Below are 15,082 nucleotides of genomic sequence, written 5' to 3'. Positions count from 1 at the left end.
CGCTTCCTTTGCGGCCTCGCGCACCAGCGTCTGCCCGACCGTGCCGTGCTCCGGGCCGATGCAGACCGCCACCCTGCGCTCGTCGCCGGAGGCGTCGGTGTAGGTGCCCTCGGCCTGGAGGTAGGTGCCGGCCCTCGGTTCGAGCCGGTCGAAGTCGATCTCCTCACCTTTGGTGGTGGTCTTCACGCCCGCCTTGACGAGGTTGTCGAGGATCACGGTGGCGAAGTCGCGCTGTTCGGGTGCCTGCTGCGCCGCCGCGACGGTGGCCGGCTCCTCGGTGCCCGGTGTGAGCAGCCGGTGTGGCGAGAGGCTCTCGACCGTGAAGGGCCCGGTGACCCGCACGCGGTTCTTGTCGCGGTACGGCTGATCGACCAGCACCTCGGACTGGCCGTGGCGGACGATCGCCGCGTCGATCTCCGCCCGGGTCATCCCCTCTCGGATGTCGGGGTTCTGGGCGATGGACTTCAGCGTGATGTGCGGCACGCGTCGGTAGACGAAGCCCTTGCGCACGTCGCCGGTCCCGAGCGGTTCCGCGGAACCGCTCGGGGCTTCTTCCGCGGAAGAAGCCACCGCCCGACCGCTGACCTCGGCCTCCTTCGCACGGCCCTCGGCGGAGTCAGCCAACAGGTAGTACGGGTAGCGGGCCGCCATCAGGCGGGTGCGCGCCAACGCGAGCGAGACCCGCGAGGTGTCGACGGTGATCCACCGTCGCCCCCACTCCTCGGCGACCACCGCGGTCGTCCCCGACCCACACGTCGGGTCGAGCACCAGATCCCCAGGATCGGTGCACATCAGCAGGCACCGCTGCACGACCTTCGTGTTGGTCTGCACGACGTAGGTTTTCGGGTCGCCAAAGCCGGCGATCGTCGTGTCGTCCCAGAAGTTCGAATACGGGTACAGGGGAAAGTCATCGAGGTAACGCACATACGACGGAGTGTTGCCGGCGAGGTCCACGCGACGAGCCGCGAGCAGCCTCGCCATGCCTTCTTCGTTCGTCTTCCAGCGTGCCTTCGAACCAGGCGTGAACTGACGTCCATCGAGCTCGATCGGGAACCATGAGGCGGCACCTGCGCCCTTCTGTCTCCCCATGCTTTGGCTCGTCAGGTTGTCGAGACGAAGAATTCGCGCGCCATCGGGAAGTGGATGTGGATCTCCCGCGCGTTCCCCGACGGTCATGGTTCGTCGAGTTCCATCCGCGAGTTCAACACGGGTGTAGGCGGATCCGCCGGCACCTCCGGCAGTCTTCACGTGAAACAACTCCCGGTACTTCATCTCGTCTCGCGTCTTCGCGTACCAGACGATGTAGTCCACAACACCTGCCAGACCCGCACCCGTAGCGCCAGTCGTCTTCTTGAAGGTGATGAGGCTGACGAAGTTGTCGCGGCCGAAGACCTCGTCGAGGAGGCTCCTGACGAGGTGGACGTTCTCGTCGCCGATCTGGACGAAGACGCTGCCGGACTCGGTCAGCAGGTCGCGGGCGACGGTCAGACGGTCGCGCAGGTAGGTCAGGTAGCTGTGGATGCCCAGCTCCCAGGTGTCCCGGAACGCCTTGATCTGCTCGGGCTGGCGGACCAGATCGGTGTCCTTGCCGTCCTTCACGTCCCGGTCACGGGTCGAGACCTGCCAGTTCGACCCGAACTTGATGCCGTACGGCGGGTCCAGGTAGATCATCTGGACCTTGCCACGCAGCCGCTCCTTCTCGGCGAGGGACGCCATCACGTGCAGGGAGTCGCCGAGGATCAACCGGTTGGACCAGCCCTGCTGGTGGGCGTAGAAGTCGACCTTGTCCTCGAACGGCAGGTCGTCGCGGAAGTCCTCGAACAGCGTCAGTTCGGGTTCGAGCTCACCCGCTGCGGCCGTGCGCCGCAGGTTCTCGATGATGACCTGCGGGTGGATCTTCTCCTGGATGTAGACCGGCGGGGCGGCGACCGTCAGGTCGTCGGCGTCCTGATCGTCCTTGCCCATCCACACCAGCTGCGGCGACGCCGACGCGTCCCGCGGGTAGTTCAGCCACGCCGGCGTCCGTTCGTCATCCGCGACGAACTCGGCGAGCTCTCCCGTCGGGATGTTGGCCCGCTGCTGGTCGTGCGTGATCGCGCTGACCGGCGTCGGACCCGACCGCTTCTGCCCCTGCTTCGCCACGTCGACCCCTCGATCAGCATCCGTCGTCGACCGTAGTCGCGCCGACCGCGTCGGCGATGGCGGCTCGGATGACCTGCTTCGCGGACTGCGGGTCGGTCACCTCGACGAACGCCCAGCGCCCGAACCCGCCGTGTGCGTTCACCGCCGGCACCCACTGGCTGGTCGCGGTCGCCACCTTGATCCGCTTGTCCTCGGCCCCGTGTCCTCCACCGCTCACCTCGACGATCATCGTGATCTCATCGTCGTCAACGCGGACCCGTGCGAGGAAGTCGGGCAGGTACTGGCGGACCTGGCCGTCGCGGGTGTAGGGGATCGAGAACCCGAGGTGGTCGTTCTTGACGTAGCTGACGACCTCGTCGAGCTGTTCGAGGGCGTCCGCGACCTGGTGCTCCCAGCTCGAGTCGTCGGCGACGACGTGGCTGACGTGCGAACGGTCTTCACGGGTCCGGAACGTGGCCTTGGTCGTGTCGAAGTCGACCACCGCGGTGGTACCGACCGGCTCGTAGGGCCGGAGGATCGGGAGCATCCGCGCTTCCGCGGAAGCGGCGCGGTGCACCGCACGCTCGAGCTTCTCCGCCGCCTGGTCCGCGAGTTCGGCGTAGAGCAGCATCTGGACGAACGCGTCGTCCTTCACCTCGACGTGGCTCGCGAGCCACCGACGGACGATGTCGATCGCCTGGGGGAACAGCGCCGCATCGATCGCGGTCGCCGGGTCGCCGATCCAACCGTCGTGCACCGCCCCGGAGGACAGACGGGTCACCAGCCGCCGTGCGAGCTGGAACTCGACCTCCTGCACCCGCCGCTGGTCCAGCGGGGAGGTGTGCACATCTTCTGCTCCGGCGATGCCAGCCATCTCGGTTCGCGTCGGCACGGCAGCTCGGCTCAGCACCATCCGGCTGTCCTCGCTGAACGACGCCGACAACCGGTCGGCGCCGAGTTCGGTGCGGTAGCCGACGACGCGCGGGAACGAGATCGCGAGCGCGGCCCGTTCCTCGAGCGCACGGACCCGTGTGAACGCCGTCGGCGGCTTCGGTGCATCGGTCGCTCCGGAAGCCGGGATGAACGAGAACGGGACGCCGTAGACCTCGGCGTACTCGGGATCGAACCGGCCGTGTTCGTTCAGCGCGTAGCTTCGGCGCCGCAGACCCCGCCCGACGACCTGCTCGCACAGCAGCTGGGTCCCGAAGGCCCGGACGCCGAGGATGTGCGTGACCGTGTTGGCGTCCCAACCCTCGGTCAGCATCGACACCGACACGACGCAGCGGATGCCCTCACCCAAGCGGCCAGCCTTGCCGACGGTGTTCATCACCTCGCGCAGCAGGGTGGCATCGTCGAGATCGTCGACGCTACGACCGGGGAACCGTTGACGAAGCTCGTCGCGGAACTCGTCGATCTCGGCAGCGGCGACGTCGCGGAAGTCCTTGCTGAGCCCCTCCCCCGATTCGAGCTGCTGCGAGTCGACCAGGATGGTGTTGAAGCGGCTCGCGAGGCGGCCGTCGTCGCGCACGTTGGAGAACAGCGGTAGCTCGCCCTTCACCCACACGGACGTCCCGTCATCGAGCTGCCGCTCGTAGCCGGCGATGTGGTCGTACACCAGCTTCGAGACGGTGGTGTTGTTGCACACCACGATGAACACCGGTGCGGTCATCCCGGCCGCCTGCGCCGCGGCGTCCGCCTCCCACCGGCGGAACGCCTGCTCGTAGTTCGCGTAGAGGCTCTGCAGCGCGCCCTCGAGCTCAGCCGGCAACGACGGGCGGCCGGACGGATCGGTGACCTCACGACCCTGCTTGGGCAGATCGTCGCGGATCCGGCTCCACAGCTCGCGGTAGGTCGGTCCTTCCGGCTGCATCGCGTCGTCGGCGACGGGTACCCGAGGGACCTTGACGAGCCCCGCCTCGATCGCATCGATCAGCCCGAAGTCGGAGACCACCCAGGGGAACAGGCGCCCCTCGTCGTACCCGGAGCCCTTGAGGAAGAACGGCGTCGCTGAGAGGTCGTAGACGACCTTGACGCCGCGCTCCTCGTCCACCGCACGCAGGCCGGACAGCCACACACGGGCTTCCTTGTCCCGCGATGTGGCCTCCGAGCGCTCCTCGCGGGACATCTTCGGACGCTGCGCTGCCTCGCGGGGCTCGTAGCAGTGGTGGGCCTCGTCGTTCAGCACCACGACGTTGCGCTTGCTGCTGCCGAGGTCGCGCAGGACGCGCCGCACCACCTGAGCCTGCGATTCGACGAACGGGTTGCGGTCGTCGTAGCCGAGCACCTCACGCGCGAGTGGCTTCACCTGAGCCGTGACGCGGGGCAGGAACGCGTGGTAGTTGGTGACCACGACGCGAGCACGCGCCAGCGCCTGCATCCGTTCGGGCGGTACGAGGTCCCGGTCGCGGTAGACGTTGTCCGGATCGGTCGGCAGCAGCACCCGGAGCCGGTCCTTGATGGTGATGCCCGGCGCGACGACGAGGAACGCATCCCCGAAGCGCCGGTCCTGGGGGTTCGCCACCTTGTTGAGGGTGTGCCAGGCGATGAGCATGCCCATCACCGTGGTCTTGCCCGACCCGGTCGCCATCTTGAAGGCCGCACGCAGCAGCCCTGGGTTGAACTCGTCAGCCCACTCCCGCAGCTGGTTCTGGAGGAAGGTCCCTCCGAACTCCTTCCCGCCGATCTCCGTCAGGAAGATGGCGGTCTCGACCGCCTCACGCTGGGCGAAGAACAGCGGCCGCGAGCGGTCCCCATCCGTCCAGTACGCGAGCAGGTCGCGCGTGGTCGACGTCACGCCGTCGTGACCCGCTGCTCGCCAACGGGCCACGTAGTCGCGGACCTCGTTGATGAAGTCGTTCGGCCGGTACCGGTCCTGGGTCCACTGGGTCTCGAGTTCGAGCTGCGGCTGCTGCACACGCGCCGAGGGCACCGGCACGAAGTAGCCCGACCGCCGACGTTCCTCGACGATCTCGTCGGTGATGCCGTCGTCGGAGAAGCGGAAGTGCCGACCGGGCTCCTCGAACGGTGAGTTGAGGATCGGGTCGTCGATGACGACGTCGCCCACTGCACGCCCCCTCGTGTCGACCGACGACCCTAGCGGCGTCCCTCCGCGGACCCGCTCGCGGTCCGCCGGGGCTGCATCCACAGGCTCGCCGCATCCCGATCCGTCAGCGTACGCTCGCCACGCGAGGCTCCCGGGATGGACGGAGCGGATCGATGGACGTGTCGGCGGAGCGGCAGTACACGCTGGCCGACGCCTACGCCTTCCCGGAGAAGGACGGGCACCGGTACGAGATCATCGACGGGGTGCTGTTCGTGAGCGCGGCCCCGCGCGCGTTCCACGAGTGGTCGGTCGGCCAGGTCTTCGCCCACCTCAACGACTGGACGCGCGTGCACGGCGGCTGGGCGCTGCCCGGCGGCAACGTCGACCTGGCCGACGACACCCACCTCGAGCCGGACGTCATCTTCCTGGCACCTGGTCGGCCGCTTCCCGACGAGCTCGCACACACCGATCCGGACCTCGTCGTCGAGGTGTCCTCACCCTCGACCCGGTCCTACGACACCGGGATCAAACGTGCCCGCTACGCCCGGTCCGGCGTCCCCGAGTCCTGGTTCGTCGACCTCGATCAGCAGCGCATCGAGGTGTCGCGGCTCGAGGGCGATCGTTGGTACGGCGATCCCGTGATCCTCGAGGTCGACGACCGCCTCACCTCGCCGTCGCTGCCCGGCTTCGCCGTCCCGGTCCGTGACCTCGTGGTGCTCCCGACCGGTGGGCCCACCTGACGGGGCGAGAAGCCCGAACTGGAGCAGGGGTCCCGCCGGCCCGCTGACCGCGGTCTCCGTCACCTGCAGCGAGCGGACGGACGACCGCGACGGCTACGCGACGACAGGGTCGCCCTCGCCACGCTCGGCGCGGATCTCGGCGGCCATCTCCGTGGCGTAGTGGACCATCGCCTCGACGATGTCCTCCTCGCGCACGGTCGCGATGCGTTCGCCCTTCTTTATGATGTCGCCCTTACCGTTGCCGGCGGCGACCCCGAGGTCGGCCTCGCGGGCCTCGCCCGGTCCGTTGACCACGCACCCCATGACCGCCACGCGGAGCGGCGCGTCGAGGCCCTCGAGGCCCTTCTGGACCTCCTCTGCGAGCGTCCACACGTCGACCTGGGCGCGGCCGCAGGACGGACACGACACGACGTCGAGGCCGCGTTCGCGCAGGTGCAGGGCCTCGAGGATGGCGATGCCGGCCTTGACCTCCTCGACGGGATCGGCCGACAGCGACACACGGATGGTGTCGCCGATGCCCTCAGCGAGGAGCGCACCGATGCCGACGGCCGACTTGATCGACCCGGTCTTGAGCGGTCCCGCCTCGGTCACGCCGAGGTGGAGGGGGTAGTCGCACGACGAGGCCAGGAGCCGGTAGGTCTGGATCATCACCCAGGGGTCGGAGTGCTTGACCGAGATCTTGGTGTTACCGAAGCCGACGTCCTCGAGCAGCTTGACCTCGTTCAGGGCCGACTCGACCATCGCTTCCGGGGTGGCCCTCCCCCCGTGCCGGGCGAGCACGTCGTCCTCGAGGCTGCCGCCGTTGACGCCGATGCGGATCGCCACGCCGGCCTCGTCGGCGAGCTGACCGAGGAGGGCGACCTTGTCGTGCTTCTTGATGTTGCCCGGGTTGATGCGCACGGCAGCGCACCCGGCCTCGATCGCCAGCACCGCGTACTTCCACTGGAAGTGGATGTCGGCGATGACCGGGATGCGGGCGTGCTCGACGATGTAGGGCAGCGCCTCGGCGTCCTCGCGCCGTGGGACGGCGACCCGCACGATGTCGGCCCCTGCGGCCTGGCAGGCGGCGATCGCCTGGAGGGTGGTGTCGGCCTCGTGGGTCGGAGTCACCGTCATGGTCTGGACGGTGATGGGCGCGTCGCCGCCCACCTCGATCGGGCCGACCCGGATCTTGCGGCTGAGACGCCGCTTCGGTCCCGGCGAGGTGAACGGATCGGGGGCCGTCTGGGCGGGGACGACGGGGAGGGTGCCGGACACAGCGGACCTCTCGGACGGGGTGGCGGGGTCGGTGCTCACAGACGGATCGGCTGGGTGATGTCGAGGAAGGTGAGGGTGACGAAGACGAAACCGAGCACGACGAGCACGGGCACCATCACGGCCGCGATGGCCCGTGGATCGACGGTGAACTCGTCGGTGCGACCGCGCAGGCGGCGGACCGCGTTGACCGCGCGTTCGATCCCGAGGACGGCGAGGTGGCCGCCGTCGAGGGGCGGCAGCGGCAGCAGGTTGAAGATGCCGATGAAGACGTTGATGGAGGCGATCAGCAGCAGCAGGGTGCCGATACCGAAGGCCGCAGCCTGGCCGGCGATACCGGCGGCACCGACGATGGAGACCGCACCCTGCGCGTCCCGTTCGGCCGCACCGGTCGCCTGATCGAACATACCGGCGAGCCCCTCCGGTCCGAAGACGCGGCCGATGGCGACGAACGTCTGCTCGACCTGGGTCACGAAGCCGACCGGTCCGGTGAACGCCTCGCGGATGGCTTCGCCCGGCGGCAACGCGGCGTAGACCTCGGTCGGCACGAACCCGACCTGGCCGACCTCCTCGCCGGTGGACGGGTCCTCGCCGAGTCGCGGCGTGACGGTCAGGGTCAGCTCGACCCCGTCACGGATGACGGTGAGGTCGATGGGCTCGCCCGGGCGGGCACGGATGACGTCCCGCAGCTGCTCGTAGTCGCCCGAGCGGGTGCCCTCGACCGCGACCAGCTCGTCACCCACCTGCAGGCCAGCAGCTTCAGCGGGAGAGTCCTCGAGGACGCCGGTGACCGTCGGGTCGATGCCGACGAACTGCGAGGCCGTGAACAGGAACATCGCCAGCAGCAGGACGATCGCGATCAGGAAGTGGACCGCGGACCCGGCAGCCAACACGATCGCCCGCTGCCAGGCCGGTCGATCGGCGAAGAAGCGGCCCCGGTCGCCGTGGAGGAGGCGGTGGGGGAGGTCACCGAGCTGCTGCGAGGTCCCGACCTCACGCGTGATCGCGGCTTCTGCAGCGTCGCGCGCGTCGGCCAGCGAGCTCGAGGTCCCGACGCTCGCGCGTGTCCGGTCCACGATGGTGACGGTGGTGGTCGGGTCGGTCCCCCGGTGGCGGAGCTCGGTGTCGAACCGGTCCCACGTGGCGTCCGGGATGCTGGCACCGCCGACGGGGCCGCCACCGGCGACGACCAGCTCGCGGTCGGCCGCGACGGCGTCGGTCGAGAAGACGGCGTCCGGGACCGGGGCGAGCCGGTCGTCGAGCTCGCTCATGCCCCGGATCCGCACGAAACCGCCGAGCGGCAGCGCCTTGACGCCGTACTCCGTCTCGCCGCGGCGGGTCGACCAGAGCGTCGGCCCGAAGCCGAGGAAGAACCGGTCGGCACGCATCCCGAACCGGCGCGCGGTGAGGAGGTGACCCGCCTCGTGGAGCATGATCGCGGCGATCAGGCTGACCACGAAGACGGTGATGGCTGCGGGACCGGACATCTGCCTACCCCTCCACGGTCACGGTGGACCGGTGGCCGAGCGCCTCGGCGGCGCACGCCCGCGCCCACGCATCCGCGTCGAGCACGTCCTGCAGGTGGTTCGGTGCGCCGGGGCCGGTGGCTGCCCAGGCCTCGAGGGTGCGTTCCACGAGCTCGGCGATCCCGAGGAACGGCAGCCGTCCGGTGCGGAAGGCATCGACCGCGACCTCGTTGGCCGCGTTCAGGACCGCCGGCCAGGTCCCCCGACGCCGACCGGCGTCCTCGGCGAGGTCGAGCGCACGGAAGGTGGACCGGTCGACCGGCTCGAAGGTCAACTCGCTGGCCTGGGTCCAGTCGCAGGCGACGAACGCGTGGTCGAGCCGGTCGGGCCAGGTCATGGCGAGCTGGATCGGCAGGCGCATGTCGGGCGGCGACAGCTGTGCGAGCGTCGACCCGTCGACGAACTCGACCATCGAGTGGACGACCGACTGCGGGTGCACGACGACGTCGATGCGCTCCCACGGGATGTTGAACAGCTCGTGCGCCTCGATCAGCTCGAGCCCCTTGTTCATCAGGGTCGCGGAGTTGATCGTGACCACCGGTCCCATGCTCCAGGTGGGGTGGGCGAGCGCGTCGTCGACGGTGACGTCGGCGAGCTCGGCCCGGGTCCGGCCACGGAACGGCCCGCCGGAGGCGGTGACGACGAGCCGGCCGACCTCGCTGCGACGCCCGCCACGCAGGCACTGCGCGAGGGCGGAGTGCTCGGAGTCGACCGGGATCAGGTGGCTCTCGCGACCCCCTGCTCGTTCGGCTGCAGCGACCACCAGGTCACCGCCGACGATCAGCGACTCCTTGTTGGCCAGCGCGACCGGTGTCCCGGCGTCGAGCGCCGCCAGCGTGGGTTCGAGCCCGACCGACCCCGTGATGCCGTTGAGGACGAGGTCGGCGTCGTCGCCGGCCAGCTCGACCACACCCCGTCGTCCGTCGAGGACGTCGAGGTCCGGCCGCGCGGCGCGCAGCTCGGCTGCCGCAGCGGGATCGGCGAGCGCGACGCGCCGGACCCCGTGGGCGTCGGCCTGTGCGGCGAGGGTCGCGCCGTCCGAGCCCGCAGCGAGCGCCACGACCTCGAAGCGGCCCGGGTGCGCGACCACGACGTCGAGCGCCTGGGTGCCGATCGAGCCGGTGGAGCCGAGCAGGACCACGCGTCGTCGCTGATCGCTCACGATGCGGGCCCCTGGCGCAGCGGCAGGAGCTGGTCGACCCGCTCGGCGGCACCGACGGCCGCGGGCAGGCGGCTGCCGGAGCCGAGGTCGTAGCTCGCGAGCAGCTGCCCACAGGCGGCGTCGGCATCGCGGCCACGGGTGTCGCGCAGGGTGATGTTCGCGCCGCGGTCACGGACCCGGGCGACGAAGGCGTGCGTGGCCCGCTTGGAGGGTTCCTTCCACCGGACCCCGGGCGTCGGGTTCATCGGGATGACGTTGACGTGGGCGCGGAGCCGACGTGCGATGACGGCGAGCCGATCGGCCTGGTGCGCGTCGTCGTTGACGTCACCGATGAGGCACCACTCGATGGTCACTCGCCGGTTCGTGCGGTCGCGGTAGCGGCGCACGGCGTCCTCGAGCTCCGCCAGGGGGTGGGACCGGTTCACCGGCACCAGCTCGTCACGCAGCTCGTCGGTCGCGGCGTGCAGGCTCACCGCGAGGGTGACCGGAAGCCCCACGTCGGCGAGCTTGTCGATGCCCGGGACGAGGCCGACCGTGGACACCGTGATCCCGCGGGCCGACAAGCGGAACCCCTCCGGGTCGTGGAGCCAACCGACGGTGGCCAACGTCGCCGGGAGGTTGGCGAGCGGTTCGCCCATGCCCATGAACACCACGTTGGTCACGTGGTCCGGCGCGTCCTCCGGGAGCGAATCCGCGTCGATGGTCCCGCTGCGGAGGGCGGCGTCGCACACGACGACCTGACGGACCACCTCGCCGGCGGTGAGCTGGCGCCGGAAGCCGAGCTGTCCGGTCGCACAGAACGGGCACCCCATGGCACACCCGGCCTGGGTCGAGATGCAGACCGTCGCCCGGCCGGGGTAGAGCATCAGGACGGTCTCGATCGCTTCACCGTCCGGGTAGCGCAGCAGCAGCTTGTGGGTGTGTCCGTCGTCGGCCACCGTGTGCGCGACGAGCTCGGGCCGCGCGGGCGCGAACCGCTCCCCGAGCTGGTCCCGCAGATCGCGTGGGAGGTCGGTCATCGCCTCCGGATCGTCGACACCGCGGACCAACCACGCGTGCACCTGCCGGGCGCGGTAGGCCGGCGCGCCGAGCTCGGCGAGCACCGCAGCGAGCCCGTCGCGATCGAGCGCGTACGGGTCGATCGCTTCGGGGTGGGAGGGTGGAGCGGTGGACACGCGAGCTCCGGGTCGGTGCGACGTGGTGGCCACCGATGGTACGGCAGCGCAGCGGGCCCCCGACCGGTGTCAGCCGGGTCCGCTCAGCTCGAGCGCGTGAGCAGCTCGACGGCGTAGAAGCCCACCGGGAGGGCGAACAGGATCCCGTCGACGCGGTCGAGCACGCCGCCGTGACCCGGCAGGAGGTCGCCGAGGTCCTTGAGTCCGAGGTCGCGCTTGATCATCGACTCCACGAGGTCGCCGATGAACGCGGCCGAGCCGCACAGCAGGGCGAGGATGGCGGCGTCGAGGACGGTGAACAGGTCGCTGGCCAGCGGCAGGACGATCACGGCGAGCAGCGTGGCGACGGCCAGACCACCGAGGAAGCCCTCCCAGGTCTTGTTGGGGCTGACCGACGGCGCGATCTTGCGCTTGCCGAACGCGACGCCGAACCCGTACGCGCCGATGTCGGCGAAGATCGCTGCGCCGATGACACCCATCGTGGCGACGACGGCACCTTCGGGGCGGGTGATCAGCAGCACGGCGAACGAGGCGAAGAACCCGACCCAGAGCCCGAACAGCACCGTGGTCGCCAGCGTGCGCACGACGTCGCGGCGCTGCGGGTCGGACAGCTGCCACAGGACCCCGCCGATGAACAACACACCGACGCCGACGGCCTGCCCGGCGTGCCGCGCTTCGTAGGCGCCGAACATCATCACGGCGCTGGCCACGAGCAGGACGGGGACCTCGAGCTGCAACCCGACCGAACGCAGGACGCGGCCGGCCTCGACGCACGCCAGCGCGACGAGCACGGCGACGACGAGGCTGAACGCGACCGGGTGCCAGAACAGCGATCCGAGGAAGATCCCGGCGAGCAGCACGCCCACGCCGATCGCCAGCGGCAGATCCCGGCCGCCGACCATCTTGCGCGGTCGCTCGGGGTGCGGGTCGATGTCGGTCACCTTCAGACCTCGAGCAGGTCCTGCTCCTTCTGGTCGAGCAGCTTGTCGATCTGCGTGACGTGCGTGGAGGTCAGCTCCTCGAGCTTCTTGGTCGCCCGCTCGCGCTCGTCGGTGCCCACCTCACCATCGTCCTCGAGCTTCTGCATGGCGTCACGCGCGCTGCGGCGGACGTTGCGCACCGCGATGCGGCCGTCCTCCGCCGCCGCCTTGGCCATCTTGATGAAGTCCTTGCGGCGCTCCTCGGTCAGCTCCGGGAAGACGCACCGGATGACCGACCCGTCCGACGAGGGGTTCAGACCCAGGTCGGAGTCTCGGATGGCCTTCTCGATCTGGTTGACCGACCCCTTGTCGAACGGGTTGACCATGAGGATCCGCGGCTCGGGCACCGAGAAGTTGGCCAGCTGCTGGAGCGGGGTGGGCGCGCCGTAGTAGTCGACGGTGATCTTCTGCAGGATCTGGGCGTTGGCGCGACCGGTGCGGATGGCGCTGAAATCGGCGGCGACCTTCTCGACCGCCTGGCCCATCCGTCGGTTGGCGTCGGTGGTGACCTCGTGGAGGCTCATCGTCAGCTCCTGTTGGGTGCGTCACCGCACCCGCGTGGGTGTGCCGGTCAGACCAGTTCGGGCGTCGGCACCGCGGAACGCACGAGCGTGCCGACGTGCTCGCCACGGACGACGCGGCCGATGTTGCCCTCCCGGAGCAGCTCGAAGACGATGATCGGCAGCGCGTTGTCCATGCACAGGGAGATCGCGGTCGAGTCCATGACCTGCAGGCCCTGGTTGAGGACCGACAGGAAGTCGATCTCGTCGTAACGGACCGCATCATCGTGCTTCTTGGGGTCCCGGTCGTAGACGCCGTCCACGCCGGTGCCCTTGAGGATCGCCTCGGCGCCGATCTCGAGCGCTCGCTGGGCTGCGGTGGTGTCGGTGGTGAAGTACGGGACACCGAGGCCGGCGGCGAAGATCACCACGCGGCCCTTCTCGAGGTGACGGAGAGCGCGCCGCCGGATGTAGGGCTCAGCGACCTCCTGCATACCGATGGCGGTCTGCACCCGCGTCCCGACCCCGAGCTTCTCGAGGGCGTCCTGGAGCGCGAGCGCGTTGATGACCGTCGCGAGCATGCCCATGTGGTCCGCGCTCGAACGGTCCATCCCGGTCGCGGACGGCGAGTTGCCGCGGAAGATGTTGCCGCCGCCGACCACGATGCTGACCTGCGTGCCCTCAGCGGCCTGCTGCGCGACCTCGCGGGCGACCTGACGGACGATCCCGGGGTCGATGCCGCCCTTGACGGACGGGTCGGAGAACGCCTCACCGGACAGCTTCAGCAGGACGCGCGAGAGTGGTTTGCGGTCGGACACGGAGATCTCCGGTCGGGGCTCGATCGGCCGGGTGGCGGAGCTGAGGCTAGCCGCTGCCGGAACGGCGTCAGCGCCGCGCGTGGCCGGTGTCGGCCGGCTACGCACCGACCTCGAAGCGGGCGAACCGGGCGACCTCGAGCTTCTCGCCGACGACGGCCTGGACCTCGCTGATGGCCTGCGCGACGGTCTTGTCGGGGTCCATCACGAGCGGCTGGTTCAGCAGGACCCAGTCCTCGTAGACCTTCTTGACCTTGCCGTCGACGATGCGGTCGATGATGTTCTCGGGCTTGCCTTGCTCGATCGCCTCCTTGCGGGCGAACTCCTTCTCCTTGTCGAGGAGGCCGGCGTCCACCTGGTCCTCGGAGACCACGAGGGGCTTGGCCGCGGCGATGTGGAGGGCGATGTTGCGGGCGAGCGCCTGGACCTGGTCGGCCTTGGCGACGAAGTCGGTCTCGCACGACAGCTGCAGGAGCACGCCGACGCGGGCGGGCATCCCCGGCGTCGGGGTGTGGGCGTAGGTGTAGACCAGCCCCTCGGAAGCGGTGCGGTCGGCGGCGCGGGCGTCCATCTTGGCGCCGGTGCGCTCGCGGACGAGCTCGGCGGCCTTCTGGATGTCACCGTCGGCGTCGTCGAGGGCCATCTTGCAGGCCATCATCGGAGCGTTGGTGAGCTCGCGCAGCTTCTTGACGTCAGCGGCGGAGACGGCCACGGGGGCCTCCTTGTTTCGGTGGGTGCGGTGGGGTGCGTGCCGGCGCGGGCGGGCACGAGCAGGGACGCGCGGCCGCGCGGACCGAGCTCACCGGGTGAGCGTCGCGGTCCGCGCGTGGACGCGGCGGGTCAGCTGGAGGGCTGCTCGTCGGTCGCGGGCGCCTCGGCCGGTGCGGCCTCGGGAGCGGCGGCCTCATCGGCGGGTGCAGCCTCGGCCGGCGCGGCATCCGCCGGCTGGGGGGTGGTCTCCGGCTGGGGGGTGGTCTCCGGCTGCGGGGTGGTCTCCGGCTGCGGGGTGGTCTCCGGCTGCGGGGTGGTCTCCGGCGGCGGGGTGGTCTCCGGCTGGGTGGTGCTGCCGCCGGCGCGGGTGGCCTGCTCGGCCGCCTGCTGGCGCTCGAGCTCGATCTCCCACTCGGCCTTCGGCTCGGACACCTCGAGCCCGCCACCGGCGGACTGGGCGGCCTGCATCGCCTGGACGCGCAGCTCCTCGTCGGGCGAACGCGACGCGCGGAGCAACAGGCCGTCGGCGCAGGCATCGGCGATGATGCGCGTCAGCAACGCGGACGAACGGATCGCGTCGTCGTTGCCCGGGATCGGGAACTGGACGAGGTCCGGGTCGCAGTTGGTGTCGAGGATCCCGACCACGGGGATCTTGAGGCGGTTGGCCTCCTTGACCGCGATCTCCTCGATGACGGTGTCCACGACCCAGATGGCGTCGGGGAGCTTGCCCATCTCGCGGATGCCGCCGAGGTTGGTCTGCAGCTTCTCGTGCTCACGACGCAGCTGCAGGACCTCTTTCTTCGGCAGCAGCTCGAAGGTGCCCGACGACTCCATCGCCTCGAGCTCCTTGAGGCGCGCCACGCGACCCTTCATCGTGGCGAAGTTGGTGAGCATGCCGCCCATCCACCGCTCGGTGACGTAGGGCATCCCGACGCGGGTCGCCTGCCACTCGATGGTCTCGCGGGCCTGCTTCTTGGTGCCCACGAACAGGACGGTGCCGCCCTTGGCGACCAGGTCCCGGGTGTGGGTGTACGCCTTCTCGATGTACCCGACGG

General features: G+C 70.1%; 12 protein-coding genes. 1 reads left to right on the top strand and 11 read right to left on the bottom strand.

Translation table 11 applies throughout. The features are described 5' to 3' along the window. Positions 1-2,142: site-specific DNA-methyltransferase (locus tag WEB03_RS12650; protein ID WP_368071309.1), on the bottom strand; the 2,142-nt coding region annotated here is incomplete at its 3' end. 13 nt (positions 2,143-2,155) lie between these two features. After that, entirely contained in the window at positions 2,156-5,185 is a 3,030-nt protein-coding gene (locus tag WEB03_RS12645) for a BPTD_3080 family restriction endonuclease (protein ID WP_368071308.1), read from the bottom strand. Positions 5,186-5,337: 152 nt separating this feature from the next. Here WEB03_RS12645 and WEB03_RS12640 point away from each other — a divergent pair, with 152 nt between their 5' ends. Further along, complete coding sequence (locus WEB03_RS12640; RefSeq protein WP_368071307.1) at positions 5,338-5,904, top strand: Uma2 family endonuclease; 567 nt, start codon at positions 5,338-5,340, stop codon at positions 5,902-5,904. Between the two features lie 93 nt (positions 5,905-5,997). Here the strand turns inward: WEB03_RS12640 and ispG are convergent, their stop codons facing one another. The 9 genes from ispG to rpsB form a co-directional block, all read right to left on the bottom strand. Next, entirely contained in the window at positions 5,998-7,161 is a 1,164-nt protein-coding gene (gene ispG, locus WEB03_RS12635) for a flavodoxin-dependent (E)-4-hydroxy-3-methylbut-2-enyl-diphosphate synthase (protein WP_368071306.1), read from the bottom strand. A gap of 35 nt (positions 7,162-7,196) precedes the next feature. Continuing rightward, complete coding sequence (locus WEB03_RS12630; RefSeq protein ID WP_368071305.1) at positions 7,197-8,645, bottom strand: RIP metalloprotease; 1,449 nt, start codon at positions 8,643-8,645, stop codon at positions 7,197-7,199. Positions 8,646-8,649: 4 nt separating this feature from the next. After that, positions 8,650-9,849 (bottom strand): 1-deoxy-D-xylulose-5-phosphate reductoisomerase, encoded by a 1,200-nt coding sequence (gene dxr / locus WEB03_RS12625; RefSeq protein ID WP_368071353.1) that lies wholly within the window; start codon positions 9,847-9,849, stop codon positions 8,650-8,652. Continuing rightward, positions 9,843-11,021: a 23S rRNA (adenine(2503)-C(2))-methyltransferase RlmN gene (rlmN, locus tag WEB03_RS12620; protein WP_368071304.1), complete on the bottom strand. Its 1,179-nt coding sequence runs from the start codon at positions 11,019-11,021 to the stop codon at positions 9,843-9,845. Before rlmN ends, dxr begins: the two co-directional genes overlap by 7 nt. A gap of 83 nt (positions 11,022-11,104) precedes the next feature. Further along, positions 11,105-11,962: a phosphatidate cytidylyltransferase gene (locus tag WEB03_RS12615; RefSeq protein WP_368071303.1), complete on the bottom strand. Its 858-nt coding sequence runs from the start codon at positions 11,960-11,962 to the stop codon at positions 11,105-11,107. 2 nt (positions 11,963-11,964) lie between these two features. After that, positions 11,965-12,486 (bottom strand): ribosome recycling factor, encoded by a 522-nt coding sequence (gene frr, locus WEB03_RS12610; RefSeq protein ID WP_368071352.1) that lies wholly within the window; start codon positions 12,484-12,486, stop codon positions 11,965-11,967. Positions 12,487-12,572: 86 nt separating this feature from the next. Then, positions 12,573-13,319, bottom strand: a complete 747-nt coding sequence (gene pyrH / locus WEB03_RS12605) for a UMP kinase (RefSeq protein ID WP_368071302.1) — start codon at positions 13,317-13,319, stop codon at positions 12,573-12,575. A 97-nt stretch (positions 13,320-13,416) separates the two neighbouring features. After that, positions 13,417-14,028, bottom strand: coding sequence for an elongation factor Ts (gene tsf / locus WEB03_RS12600; RefSeq protein ID WP_368071301.1), 612 nt, complete (start codon positions 14,026-14,028; stop codon positions 13,417-13,419). Between the two features lie 128 nt (positions 14,029-14,156). After that, a partial coding sequence (gene rpsB / locus WEB03_RS12595) for a 30S ribosomal protein S2 (RefSeq protein ID WP_368071300.1) occupies positions 14,157-15,082 on the bottom strand: 926 nt, incomplete at its 5' end.

The organism is Nitriliruptor sp. (assembly GCF_040882075.1).
Lineage (GTDB): Bacteria > Actinomycetota > Nitriliruptoria > Nitriliruptorales > Nitriliruptoraceae > Nitriliruptor.
Note: the sequence above shows the minus strand (reverse complement) of the source record. Positions and strands in the feature narration are given on the sequence as shown.

Coding starts and splice junctions, on each gene's coding strand:
- frr (WP_368071352.1), bottom strand. CDS start 12,486: ATGGGCCAGGCGGTCGAGAAGGTCGCCGCCGATTTCAGCGCCATCCGC.
- WEB03_RS12630 (WP_368071305.1), bottom strand. CDS start 8,645: ATGTCCGGTCCCGCAGCCATCACCGTCTTCGTGGTCAGCCTGATCGCC.
- WEB03_RS12640 (WP_368071307.1), top strand. CDS start 5,338: ATGGACGTGTCGGCGGAGCGGCAGTACACGCTGGCCGACGCCTACGCC.